A 13352-nucleotide genomic window follows, 5' to 3' on the forward strand; every position below is an offset into this window, starting at 1 on the left:
CAAGGTCTGAGTCATACCCGTACCGCTGCTCTATTCTTGTCTCTATTTCTATATGGTGCGGTAACTTATTAATTTCAATATCTCATCTCTCATGATTGATGTCGGATATAACGTAGCCCCAAAGTGTAATGCAAGGTATAATTTCCTCATTGTGCACAATAATATTTAGGATTCATGGATAGCTTAATAGCCATCGCGGCCGCCATACTTTATGTTTTGGCGATTGCGACCATCATACCCGGACTCTCACAGCAGTCAGGAATCAAAGCAAAAACAGTGTTTGCTAGTGCTGCCTGTGCGCTTGTTTTTCATGCGTGGATTTTGAGTGATCTGATTTTTGATGGTTCAGGTCAAAACCTTAGTATTCTAAACGTAGCCTCTTTGATCAGTTTTATTATTTCTCTGGTCATGAGCCTTGCTATGTTGAAAAATCGGTTGTGGTTTTTATTGCCTGTCGTTTATAGCTTTGCTGCCATCAATTTATCTGCTGCCACATTTTTGCCAAGCACGTTTATCAAGCACCTAGAGAATGACCCTAAGCTACTCATTCACATTTCTTTTGCGCTGTTCTCATACGCAACTTTAACTATCGGTGCACTCTACGCACTTCAGCTGGCTTGGTTAGATCACAAACTGAAAACAAAAAAATCTTTGGCGATTAACCCAAACCTGCCGCCTTTATTAATGGTAGAGCGTCAGCTATTCAAAATTATTTTGATCGGTAATTTATTGTTAACTGGCACGCTCATTACTGGCTTTGTCTTTGTGCAGGATATGTTTGCTCAAGGTAAAGCGCATAAAGGCATTCTTTCTTTCATCGCTTGGATTGTGTACTCAATACTGCTTTGGGGTCATTATCAAAAAGGTTGGCGTGGTAGAAAAGTTACTTGGTTCGCTGTCGCAGGGGCAACGCTGTTAACTCTGGCGTATTTTGGCAGTCGCTTTGTGAAAGAAATCATCTTGAATTAAGGAGCTCTAGGGCTCCTATCCTTTATATTTTAGGCTAGATAAAATACAGTACGCCTTAACCCTTTGACTTAACGGACTTACTCAACCGTTATATAACCCAATACTTACAAGGAACAGCAACGTTTTGGACGACATCTCTACGGGTATCTTGTTTGCGCTACTCGCGTGTCTTATCGTCATATCAGGTTACTTTTCCGGCTCAGAAACAGGGATGATGTCTCTGAACCGTTATCGCTTAAAGCACTTAGCCAAAAATGGGCATAAAGGCGCTAAGCGAGTCGAAAGGCTATTAGACCGTCCAGATCGTTTGATTGGTCTTATTCTTATCGGCAACAACCTCGTTAATATTCTCGCGTCTGCCATCGCGACCATTATTGGTATGCGTTTGTATGGTGATTTAGGTGTCGCTATCGCAACCGGTGCACTGACTATGGTTGTATTGGTTTTTGCTGAAGTTACCCCAAAAACAATTGCGGCGCTGTACCCTGAACGCGTGTCTTACGCGAGCAGTATCCTACTGACCATATTGATGAAGTTACTATCGCCTTTGGTGATGCTCGTTAACTTTATTACGAATGGCTTTATTCGTTTACTTGGCGTAAAAGCCGATCACTCAGTAGAAGACCATCTTAGTTCCGATGAGCTGCGTACCGTAGTAAACGAAGCTGGCGGATTGATCCCTCGCCGACACCAAGACATGTTGGTATCTATTTTGGATCTTGAGCACGTCACTGTGAACGATATCATGGTGCCACGTAATGAGATTACCGGTATCGATATTAATGATGACTGGAAATCCATCGTTCGTCAGCTTACCCACTCACCACATGGACGCATTGTTTTTTATCGTGACCAAATTGATGAAGTGGTTGGCATGCTGCGCCTGCGTGAAGCTTACCGCCTGATGCTAGAAAAAAACGAGTTCAATAAAGAGACGCTATTACGTGCTGCGGATGAAGTCTATTACATCCCGGAAGGTACGCCACTGAACGTGCAAATGTTAAAGTTTCAACGCAATAAACAGCGCATTGGTCTAATTGTTGATGAATATGGCGACATTATTGGCTTGGTGACATTGGAAGATATTCTGGAAGAAATCATTGGCGAATTCACGACCTCGATTTCTCCAAGCCTTTCTGATGAAATCAGTCCTCAAGGTGACGGAAGCTTCCTCATTGAAGGCAGCACCAATATCCGAGATATCAACAAAGGCCTGAAATGGGATTTACCAACGGATGGCCCAAGAACGTTAAACGGTCTTATTTTGGAGCACCTGGAAGATATTCCAGAGAGCCATTTAAGCGTGAGAGTGGCTGGTCATCCAATGGAGCTTGTTGAGATTGAAGAAAACCGCATCAAGCTCGTTCGTGTTTATCCTAAAAAGAAAAAATAGCTCCTATCTACAACTCAAGATAAGAAATAAAAAGAAAAGAGCCTGATCATGTCAGGCTCTTTTTAGTTCTGGATAAATATGCTTCTTGATAAGTTTTTAGCAACTAGTCGATGCGCAGCTCTTTTAGCATCGATTCAGGCAAAGCAAGTTCATCATTTTTGTTCACCGATACACCAGCATCCAAAATGCTCTTTGCGATCTGTTGTGCTTCTTCTAAAGAGTGCATCGCTGCCGTGCCACATTGGTATTCGTTGAGTTCAGGGATCTTGTTCTGGCTTTCTACCTTTAGTACGTCTTCCATGGCCGCAATCCAAGCATCCGCTACTTGCTGCTCTGATGGAGTGCCAATCAGGCTCATGTAAAAGCCGGTGCGGCAACCCATAGGCGAAATATCGATGATCTCAACAGAATCGCTGTTTAGATGATTGCGCATAAAGCCTGCATAAAGGTGCTCTAGTGTATGAATACCTTTTTCAGAAAGGATGTCTTTGTTTGGCGCGGTAAAGCGTAAATCGAAGACAGTAATCGTGTCCCCTTTTGGGGTCTGCATGGTCTTCGCCACTCGCACTGCCGGTGCATTCATGCGAGTGTGGTCCACGGTAAAACTATCGAGTAAAGGCATTACATCTCTCCTGATTGTAACTCCAATACCTCTCGGTACTGGATAAATGTCATTCATCCCTACAGCACATAAACAGGCTGTAGGTTAAAAGAACCAGCTGCTGTTGTCTTCCAATTCCTGACGACATTGCTTCAGCTGCCAGCCATAAGTTTTTGCAGTTTGTTCAACACGTCGAGCGACTTTGAGCAAGCTGGGCTTTCGCTTATAAGTACCTCGCTTGTACCCACCTCGACCTTCATGATAAGCCAGATATTGACTGTATGGGTCCCATAACGAAATCCCTAGTTGGCGCCTCGTTTCGTGAGTATACCAACCGACAAACATCATTGAATCATCAAAGTTGGTACGAGAACCGCCCTGCCCCGTCGCATCTTGGAAATCTTCCCAAGCAGGATCTTGAGCTTGAGAGTAACCATACGCACTGCTGACTCGTCCCCAAGGGATAAATCCCAATAAATAGTCTTTGGGTGGTTTCGCATCGTGCCGAAAGCTGCTTTCTTGTTTAATGATAGCCATAGCGACATGAATGGGGGTTCCCCACTTTTCTTCCATATCTTTGGCATCATCATACCAGCCGGATTTCTCTCGAAATATCTCACATAAATTATTCTGCTGCTTTGGCGGTGCCGTGGCACAACCTGCAAGTAACATGCTTCCGAGTACCGATACTACTAACGGTTTAATGTTCAATCCCACCCAACCTTTACCTATTCACTACTGCTTCAGATAAGCAAAGTAATCTTCCAAAAAATCATCAAAAGATAGCGTGTCACTTTGTTCCGCTTGCTTTTGCTTTTCTACTGACGACGCCACTTCCGTTTCCATCGTATCTTGTGAGTAGTACTGATAACCGTGAGCTAGATTTTCCTCGCGGTACTTCATGCCAAGCGCACAGCCGACTTTACCTAACCCACCAAGCTCTTTCGTCAGCTCTAATAGTTGACCTGAAATCGTTAGTTCTGGGTTATCAATCCATGTCTCGAGTTTATTACACACATCTTGGTATGCACTGCCACCAGCAGCCATATCCATTTGCTGTGCTATCTGACGCAGCTCGACAAACACTCGATGCGCCCAATCTTGCAAAGATAGACGTTCACCTTGGCAACCAATTTGAAGCATTAGCCCTTTTTCACGACCAGAAACAATGACTTTGTTCCAGTTGTCGCGCCAACACTCTAATTCACAGTTGTCCATTGGATCCGAGTCTGACAAGGCCGCCCAAGTCAGGAAGAGATCAAGGAATCGTACTTGCTCTTCATCCAACCCCACTGCGCTGAATGGGTTAACGTCTAGAGAGCGAACTTCAATGTACTCAACCCCACCGCGTCGTAACGCATCTGAAGGCTTCTCACCACTTTTCGACACGCGTTTCGGGCGAATTGGAGCGTATAGCTCGTTCTCAATTTGTAAAATATTGGAATTAAGCTGGCGGTATTCACCGTCCACTTTGACGCCTATTTTCGCAAACTCTTCTGATGGGTGACGAATCGCATCGCTCAAACCATCCAGATACTGATCAATGCTGTTAAAGCCAATTTTCAGTACACTTTGCGCACTATTGGTGTAGCCCAGATCGCTCAAACGCAAAGACGTCGATTTCGGCAAATACAAAGTGCCGCCAATTTTTTCGAATGGCAGATCGGTTTCACGACCTTGAATAAAAGAGCCGCATAACGCTGGCGATGCGCCGAAGAAATACGGAATCATCCAACCAAAACGGTAATAGTTACGGATCAGCGCAAAGTAGGCATCAGACTTAGCATCTTGGCGGGCTTGTTCATCTTGCTCGCCGTAAAGCGCGTCCCAAAATGTCTCAGGGAACGAGAAGTTAAAATGCACACCTGAGATGATTTGCATCAGGCTGCCATAGCGGCGTTTTAGACCTTCTCGGTACAGGGTTTTCATTTTTGCTGCATTCGAAGAGCCGTACTGAGCAAGCTGAATATCCTCTTCCGAGCCAACATAACATGGCATAGAAAGAGGCCACATCTTTTCTTCACCCATTTTTGTCTGCGTGAAGTGATGGATATCTTTCAGTTGTGCCATCAGTTCTGGAATTTCATGTGACACAGGAGTAATGAACTCTAACAATGATTCAGAAAAATCAGTCGTGATCCATTGGTTTGTGAACGCTGAGCCTAACCCCTCAGGATGAGGTGTTGTTGCTAGATGTCCATCCTGACGATAGCGCAAAGTTTCTCGCTCAACACCGCGTCCAAACTGCTTAAATACTTCGGGGTTTGATGCAACTTTTTTTAGTCGCGCAGCAAAATCAGTCAAAATGAGGTTCGCTTATATTGGGAGCAGGACACTTATCACAAAGGACAAGTGTAAGCTAAGTTATTGATATTTAATGCATCTAGATAAATGACCCACGAAAAGTCGCTTATCTAGATGAATAGCGGAGAAACGTTTCTCCGCTATTAAATGTGTACTCTATCGAATGATTTCAAGCTCTTCTACGTCTTTCCCCAACTTTTCTAATTGAGGACGCAGTGATTTAGCATCACCAACGACGATAATTTGATAGTCATTTGGATCAAACCACTTTTGAGCCAGTGCATTTAAAGTCTGCTTATCGACTTTTTCTACGATAGCGTTTCTTTGCTGCAAGTAATCTTGATCGAGGTTGTACTTAAGAATATCACTGATGAGTTCCGCTTTTTGTGTTGGCGTTTCATATTTCAGTGCATCTTTTTGACCGACCGCTTGACGCATAAATTTCATCTCTTCATCAGTAATTCCTGACTGCGAGTATTCATTTAGCTCATTTTCCATCTCAATGATCGAAGCAACCGTTGCATCCGCTCGTACTTGCGCGGTGAAAACAACCGAGCCAGTTTCTGGATTTCCAGAGAAGTAGCCGTAAGCGCCGTATGTGTAACCCTTGTCTTCACGTAGGTTTTGGTTAATGCGGCTATTGAAGTTCCCTGCTAAGTTGAAGTTTGCCAGTTGGCTTAGGTAAAAATCGCCCGTTGCATCGTAAGGCATACCCTGACGAACCATCATGACCACACTTTGTGGTGCACCTGGTTTATCAACAAGATGGATCTTTTGCTCACCTAATGCAGCGATGCTTTGCGGTGCATACAATGGCGCAGCTTCATCCTGCCAGTTTTTCCAGAACGTCAGCTGCTGTTCAATTTCCTGTTGTTCAATGTCACCAACAACGACGATTTGCGCACTTTGTGGCGTGTAATGCTTCGAGTAGAACTCACGGACATCATCCAACGTTAGTGCACTTACCCCTGCTTGCGTGCCGTCTTTTGGTCGAGCAAAAACAGAGTCTCCATAGAGCACTTGGCGACTCGCTTGTGATGCCATCCAGCTTGGGTTTTGGTGCTCATACACAAGACCTTCTAGCGCTTGCATCTTCACACGCTCAAAGTCTGCTTGCTTGAATGCAGGAGACAGCAACATCTCTTCGACAATTTTCAACGTCGGCTCTAAGTTCTTTTCTAAAGCAGAAACGCTGATGTTTGTTGTGTAGCCCGTTGCATTCACGGAGATGACACTACCTAGTTTATCGAGCTCAGCTTGAATCTCTTCGACACTACGTTTCGTTGTGCCTTCTTGCAACATTGCTGCGGTCAACTGGGCAAGACCTTCTTTGCCCTTTTCAACAAAACGTGTTCCCGCAGGTAAACTAAACTGCATCATGACCGTTGGTGTTTCATCGCTAACCGCGCCAAGCAACTCCGAGCCATTATTAAAATGAAGCTCGTACAACTCAGGCATCGTCGCTTTCACTGGCTCCCCTACAGGCGGTTGCACAGAGCGATCGAAGTTATCGGTCGCACGACGATACGCCAATTGATCATCAGTGATCTTCTCGTATTGTGGTAGCGTACGCTTTGGCGTCACAAAGGTCGCTGGTTTTACGACAAGGTCAGTTTTTCCTTTTGGTACCACGCTTAGGGTCACTTTGTTCTTACCTTGGATAAAATCCGTATACGCTTTTTCTACCGATGCAGGCGTCACTGCGCGGATCTGCTCAAGCTGTTGCTCAAGACGGTCTGGATCGCCGAAGAATGTCTCGTTGGATGCCAACTGCGTTACTTTGCCTTTAACACTTTCTAATGCAAAGATAGCATCCGCTTCCGCCTTACCCTTCAATTGTTCAAGGCGATCTTCTGTCACGCCTTTTTCAGCAAACTGATTGAGTGACTGTAAAAGCTCGTCGTACAGTTTTGATAGATCGCCTTTGTCCCCTGAATCACCCATTGCATAAACGTAAAAGTTACACGCCAGTTCTGCACAGTCATGGAATGAGCCCGCATCGACGGCTTTTTGAGTCTTGACTAAGTCTTGGTAGAGCACGCTGTTTGTACCGCCACCTAGCACTTCAGATAGCGTATCGAGAGACGCTTGGCTTTCTTCGCCGTTGTAAGTTGTTGGCCACGCGATCATCACCATCGGTTGTTGAATGCGATCTTCTAGCGTGATGTATTTGTCTTCTTGCAGTTTTGCAGGTTGTTTCGGCGCATTTTCAACCTCTGGCCCACGAGGAATCGAACCGAAGTACTTATTTACCCACTCAAGAGTTTGTTCAACGTCTAAGTCCCCACCGATAGTGATAGTCGCATTGTTTGGGCCATACCAACGTAAGAAAAACGCTTTGAGATCGTTCACATCAACACGATCAAGATCTTCAACATAACCAATAGTTTGCCACGAATACGGATGACCTTCAGGATATAACGCTTCAGACATACGCTCCCAAATTAAGCCATAAGGACGATTATCGTAACGCTGAGCTCGCTCATTTTTTACAGTTGAACGCTGAATTTCAAATTTGCGTTGAGAAACCGCATCCAGCAAAAAGCCCATACGGTCAGACTCTAACCACAGCATTTTCTCTAGCTGGTTAGCCGGGACAGTTTCAAAGTAGTTAGTACGATCACGGTTTGTCGTACCATTTAACGTACCGCCAGCCTCTGTGATGATTCTGAAGTGCTCTTGGTCACCAACGTTCTCTGAACCTTGGAACATCATGTGCTCAAAGAAATGCGCAAAACCAGACTTACCCACCTCTTCACGAGCCGAACCAACATGGTAAGTCACATCCACATGGACCAATGGGTCGGAATCTTCAGGAGCTAAGATCACCGTTAAGCCATTATCGAGTTTATACTTTTGGTATGGAATCTTAACTTTGCCTTCTTCCGCTTTCGATGACTCGACGAAAGTTACCCCTTCCGGCAGTGATGAAACTGGCGTATTTGATACACAGCCCGTGATCACTAACAGTGAGCACGCGCCAACCCAAAACATCTTCATGTACTTTCCTTAAAATAATCCGAGATAGATGGCCGCAAGCAAGCTATACCTAGCAGCCTTTCCTAAAAATATTAAAATCACGCAAGGCAGAAACTTCATTCTCAGCCACCCTGCGGCTAAACACAGCGGGTCTCCAATCACGGGTAACCAGCTAAAAAATAATCCCCAATAGCCATACTTTGACAGCCACTTTAATGCGGTATGACCGTGCTTTTCTTCTTGCGCTTTGTTGGGAATCCACAAGCCAAGCCAATAATTTGTTAAGCCACCAAGCGTATTGCCTATAGTGGCGACCATAATAATTGACGAAACGGAATATTGATTTAATGAGAGAGTGGCAACTAAGCCCGCCTCAGAGCCACCAGGTAACAAAGTGGCACTGAGAAAACCGGTCATGAAAAGCACCCATAATGCTGAATCTGAAAACCAAAGCGCTAAACTTTCAAAGCTCGTATTAAATGCTTCTAGCATGTCATATCAAGCAACACCTTGCCTCTGGTTCTTCCTGATTCAACTTGCTGGTGAGCAGCAATCACATCACTCATCGGATAAACCTGTTGAATTTCAGTCTTCAGTAAACCAACGCCAACCATGTACAACAAGGTATCTAATTGCGCTGGATCTGGCTCAACCAACATGCCGTTAGCCTCAAAGCCTAGGAGTTTGGCTTTTTCACAAATCAGCTCAGCCGTGATGGTTGGGACGGTTATGACTCTCGCACCGTCTTTCAGGCATTTAAGCGCATCTAACGCGGCATCTCCACCTACTAAATCAATCAAAACATCAACGTCTTCAACACGTTCTGACACTGGTGCAAATTGATAGTTCACTGCGTGAGCGCCAAGGGTAGCCAGGTAGTCTAAATTTCGTTCACTACAGGTTGTAAAGACTTCCGCTTTAGTCGCGACCGCGATTTGTACCGCTAGGTGTCCAACGCCACCGGCTCCTGCGAGGATAAGTACGCGATCGTTTTCTGTCACATTGGCTTTGCTGAGTGCTTGTGCCGCAGTTTGGCCAGCCAACGGTAATGCTGCGGCAGCCTCTAAAGTAACTGAACTGGGAACATGACTTAACTCAGCTTCTGGAACACATACGTACTGACTGTACCCACCGCCTCGGACTGGGAAACCGATAAATCCAGCCACCTCATCACCATCATTAAAACGCGACGCCCCCTCTCCACTGGACACGACTTTTCCTGAGATGTCGTAACCTGGTACCCAAGGTAAATTATCCTTGTTCTGCGCAGCTGCCCAACCGAGTCCGGCTCGTGTTTTAACATCAATAGGATTTACGCCTGAAAAAGCGACTTTTACTAAGACTTCACCAGGCTGTGGTGATGGTGTAGAAGCATGTTGAATCGCGAGTACGTTGGCATCACCAAATTCAGTGATAACGATCTGTTTGTGTTCCATAAACCATTCCCTGCAAGAAAACAAAAAGGGATGCGAAAGCATCCCTTTGACTATAAACCATTTTGTTAACCGAAGTTAATCGTGATTTTGTAAATTGGTTGATCATTCCATTTTCGGTAATGACTAGCCGACAAGTGCTAGCAAGATACCAGCGGCCACTGCTGAGCCCAATACACCTGCAACGTTTGGTCCCATCGCATGCATCAACAAGAAGTTTTGCGGGTTAGCTTGTAAGCCGACCTTGTTCACCACACGCGCGGCCATTGGTACCGCAGAAACGCCAGCCGCACCAATAAGTGGGTTGATGTCTTCTTTTGAGAACTTGTTCAGCAACTTAGCCATTAGCACACCAGCCCCCGTACCAATACTAAACGCAACCGCACCAAGCCCTAGAATGCCTAATGTTTCTAAGTTCAGGAATTGATCCGCTTGCAGCTTCGAGCCAACCCCTAAGCCCAAGAAGATCGTCACGATGTTGATCAGCTCATTTTGTGCGGTTTTCGATAGACGATCGACCACACCCGCTTCACGCATTAAGTTACCAAGACAGAACATACCGACAAGAGGCGTTGCTGAAGGTAGGAAAAGAATCGTCATGAGTAATACTGCCATCGGGAACAATACCTTTTCCCATTTACCCACGTGACGCAGTTGCGCCATTTGAATCTCACGTTCTTCCTTAGTGGTTAGCGCCTTCATGATTGGCGGCTGAATGATTGGCACTAAAGCCATGTAGCTGTACGCGGCTACAGCAATCGCACCAAGCAGGTCTGGTGATAACTTACTTGCTAAGAAAATCGCCGTTGGGCCATCCGCACCACCGATGATAGCGATAGACGATGCATCCGCCATGGAGAACTCCATGCCAGGTACATAGTTGAGCAAAATAGCGCCAAACAGCGTCGCAAAAATACCAAACTGAGCTGCCGCACCTAGCCACAACGTTTTTGGGTTTGCGATCAAAGCACCAAAGTCGGTCATCGCACCCACACCCATGAAGATCAACAACGGGAACACACCCGATTCAATCCCAATGTAGTAAACGTAGTAGAGCAAGCCGCCAGGCTCAGTAAAGCCAGCATTTGGAATATTCGCCAAGATAGCACCAAAACCAATCGGCAATAACAGTAAAGGTTCAAAGCCTTTTTTGATTGCCAAAAACAGCAAGGTACAACCAACCAGCATCATACAGATTTGGCCGAACTCGAAGTTAGCGATCCCTGTTTCTGCCCAAAGGGTTAACAATCCGTCCATGATACTCCCTTACGCCAGGCTCAACAGAGGCGCACCTACTGTGACAGCATCGCCTTCTTTAACGTTCAACTCTTGAACCACACCACCACGCGCCGCACGCACTTCTGTTTCCATCTTCATTGCTTCAAGAATCAGTAGTACATCGCCTTCAGCCACTTCAGCACCAGGCTGAACATTCACTTTAAAGATGTTACCGGCAAGAGGAGCAGGCACCGCTTCAGCAGAAGCGTTAGAAGGTGCGCTAGGTGCCGTCGATTTTGCAGGCGCCGCAGAAGGAGCGACAGAGGTTAGCTCGCCTTGAGGACCAACTTCCACCTCATACACCTGTCCGTCAACACGTACGCTATAAGTTTCTACTCCACCAGTTGCTGGTTGCGCCGCAGGTACGGCAGGCTTCGCGGCTTCTAGCGTTGGTGCAGGTTCAAATGCTTCTGGGTTTTCACGATTCTTAAGGAACTTAAGACCAACTTGAGGGAAAAGCGCATAAGTAAGTACATCATCAACACGTTCACTTGCTAGCTTAATACCTTCTGATTTCGCTTTCTCCATTAGATCAACAGTAAGCGTCTCCATTTCAGGCTCAAGCAAATCGGCAGGACGACACGTAATAGGCTCTTTGCCATCAAGTACTTTAGCTTGCAGCTCTGCATTTAACTCGGCTGGCGCTTGACCGTATTCGCCTTTCAATAGACCAGCGGTTTCCTTAGTAATGCTCTTATAGCGTTCGCCAGTAAGAACGTTAATCACCGCTTGCGTTCCGACGATCTGCGAAGTTGGAGTCACCAATGGAATGAAACCAAGATCTTCGCGAACACGAGGGATCTCTTCTAAGACTTCATCAATGCGATCCGCCGCGCCCTGTTCTTTCAACTGGCCTTCCATGTTAGTCAGCATGCCGCCAGGCACTTGAGCAATCAGGATGCGAGAGTCTACACCTTTCAACTGACCTTCCCACTTTGCGTACTTCTTACGTACTTCACGGAAATACGCGGCGATAGGTTCTAGTTGCTCGAGCTTCAAATTCGTATCTCGCTCGGTTCCTTCTAGCATCGCGACTACCGTTTCCGTCGGTGTGTGACCATAGGTACAACTCATTGAAGAAATCGCTGTATCGAGAATATCAATACCAGCTTCAACTGCTTTTACCGCTGTCGCAGTAGACAAGCCTGTCGTCGCGTGACAATGAAGTGCTAATGGCACATCACAAGACGCTTTGATACGCGTGATAAGCTCTTCCGCTTCATAAGGCTTGAGTAAGCCAGACATATCTTTAATACACAGTGAATGACAACCTAAATCCTCTAGGCGTTTTGCCAAGTCAACCCAAGTGTCTGCGTTATGCACAGGGCTTGTTGTGTAAGACAGCGTACCTTGAGCATGTGCGCCAACATCGACCGTTGCTTTAACAGCCTTCTGGAAGTTTCGCACGTCATTCATTGCATCAAAGATACGGAATACGTCCATACCGTTAGCATGTGCGCGTTCAACGAACTTCTCTACTACGTCGTCGGCATAATGGCGGTATCCTAAAAGGTTTTGACCACGCAGTAGCATTTGCATTGGCGTATTAGGCATCGCTTTTTTCAACTCACGTAAACGCTCCCAAGGATCTTCCCCTAAGAATCGAATACAAGAATCAAACGTTGCGCCACCCCAAGTCTCTAGAGACCAGTAACCAACCTTATCCAACTCAGCTGCGATAGGCAGCATATCCTCAATACGCATACGCGTAGCAAATAGTGATTGATGGGCATCACGAAGGACCACATCTGTAATAGCTAGTGGTTTAGACATGCTCTTAAACTCCTTTTTAATCCTGGTTCGGCTACTTCGCGAATGAGGCGCGATGTTTATGAATCGCAGCCGAGATCGCCGCCACTACTTGTGGACTAACAGCTGAAGAGGTTGATTGAATATTAGTATTTGTTTTTGGTGCTGCGATCGGCTCTGGTACTTCTTCTGGTACCAATTTCGACATTAGCCGAACGAGATAAACAAGAATAGTGAGGAAAATAAATACGACCGCCATCCCCGTTAGCATCAGGGTGGCCGCATCTACTAGCAGGCTTCCTATATTAGTCATGTTGCTTCCTTTCTTTGTCATCCTGACAACGTGCAGGACTTTAATAGCGTCAAATCCCGACCAATGGATTATCTCGATTGGTTAAATTTTGTCAATTTTGTTTAAGGAAGGTTTGTAATAATCCTGATAAATGATTATTTATTCACTACCCAGATCACAGTTCATGACAAAATAATTACTGCGAATCTGCTATCTCCTTACGAACAGAGTAAAGGAGGACATAAATAAAAACTGCGATTTGGATTTCAAAACCAAATCGAGATTTACACATAAAAACTAATAAAAACAAAAGGATGTCATTTTATAACAATTAACAAACAAATAAAAAACAAA

11 protein-coding genes are annotated in these 13352 nt (G+C 45.5%); 2 read left to right on the forward strand and 9 right to left on the reverse strand.

Going from position 1 to position 13352, the window contains the following annotated elements; genetic code table 11:
* Positions 1-174: 174 nt before the first annotated feature.
* Positions 175-969 (forward strand): cytochrome C assembly family protein, encoded by a 795-nt coding sequence (locus tag J8Z23_RS13180; RefSeq protein WP_005396694.1) that lies wholly within the window; start codon positions 175-177, stop codon positions 967-969.
* Positions 970-1093: 124 nt separating this feature from the next.
* On the forward strand, positions 1094-2362 hold the full coding sequence (locus tag J8Z23_RS13185) for an HlyC/CorC family transporter (protein ID WP_005396696.1): 1269 nt from the start codon (positions 1094-1096) through the stop codon (positions 2360-2362).
* A gap of 103 nt (positions 2363-2465) precedes the next feature.
* Here J8Z23_RS13185 and luxS read toward each other — a convergent pair whose 3' ends face one another.
* From luxS to J8Z23_RS13230, 9 genes are all read right to left on the reverse strand, one after another.
* Entirely contained in the window at positions 2466-2984 is a 519-nt protein-coding gene (gene luxS / locus J8Z23_RS13190; RefSeq protein ID WP_005396698.1) for an S-ribosylhomocysteine lyase, read from the reverse strand.
* A gap of 84 nt (positions 2985-3068) precedes the next feature.
* Positions 3069-3635, reverse strand: a complete 567-nt coding sequence (locus tag J8Z23_RS13195) for a hypothetical protein (RefSeq protein WP_434635297.1) — start codon at positions 3633-3635, stop codon at positions 3069-3071.
* A gap of 63 nt (positions 3636-3698) precedes the next feature.
* Positions 3699-5267 carry a glutamate--cysteine ligase gene (gene gshA / locus J8Z23_RS13200; protein ID WP_046875082.1) on the reverse strand — a complete coding sequence of 523 codons (1569 nt, stop codon included), beginning with the start codon at positions 5265-5267 and terminating at the stop codon, positions 3699-3701.
* 156 nt (positions 5268-5423) lie between these two features.
* Complete coding sequence (locus J8Z23_RS13205; RefSeq protein ID WP_256894564.1) at positions 5424-8267, reverse strand: M16 family metallopeptidase; 2844 nt, start codon at positions 8265-8267, stop codon at positions 5424-5426.
* 9 nt (positions 8268-8276) lie between these two features.
* A complete protein-coding gene (locus tag J8Z23_RS13210; protein ID WP_005396704.1) occupies positions 8277-8738 on the reverse strand; it encodes a YqaA family protein in 462 nt (153 codons plus the stop codon).
* On the reverse strand, positions 8732-9682 hold the full coding sequence (locus J8Z23_RS13215) for an NADP-dependent oxidoreductase (RefSeq protein ID WP_237312421.1): 951 nt from the start codon (positions 9680-9682) through the stop codon (positions 8732-8734). The genes J8Z23_RS13210 and J8Z23_RS13215 overlap by 7 nt, the downstream gene beginning before the upstream one ends.
* Positions 9683-9805: 123 nt before the next feature.
* Entirely contained in the window at positions 9806-10936 is a 1131-nt protein-coding gene (locus J8Z23_RS13220) for a sodium ion-translocating decarboxylase subunit beta (RefSeq protein WP_005396706.1), read from the reverse strand.
* 9 nt (positions 10937-10945) lie between these two features.
* Positions 10946-12730: a sodium-extruding oxaloacetate decarboxylase subunit alpha gene (gene oadA, locus J8Z23_RS13225; protein WP_395197850.1), complete on the reverse strand. Its 1785-nt coding sequence runs from the start codon at positions 12728-12730 to the stop codon at positions 10946-10948.
* 31 nt (positions 12731-12761) lie between these two features.
* Entirely contained in the window at positions 12762-13019 is a 258-nt protein-coding gene (locus J8Z23_RS13230; RefSeq protein ID WP_005379932.1) for an oxaloacetate decarboxylase subunit gamma, read from the reverse strand.
* Positions 13020-13352 lie beyond the last annotated feature (333 nt).

This window comes from Vibrio sp. SCSIO 43086, from assembly GCF_051132235.1.
GTDB classification, from domain to species: Bacteria; Pseudomonadota; Gammaproteobacteria; order Enterobacterales; family Vibrionaceae; genus Vibrio; species Vibrio diabolicus.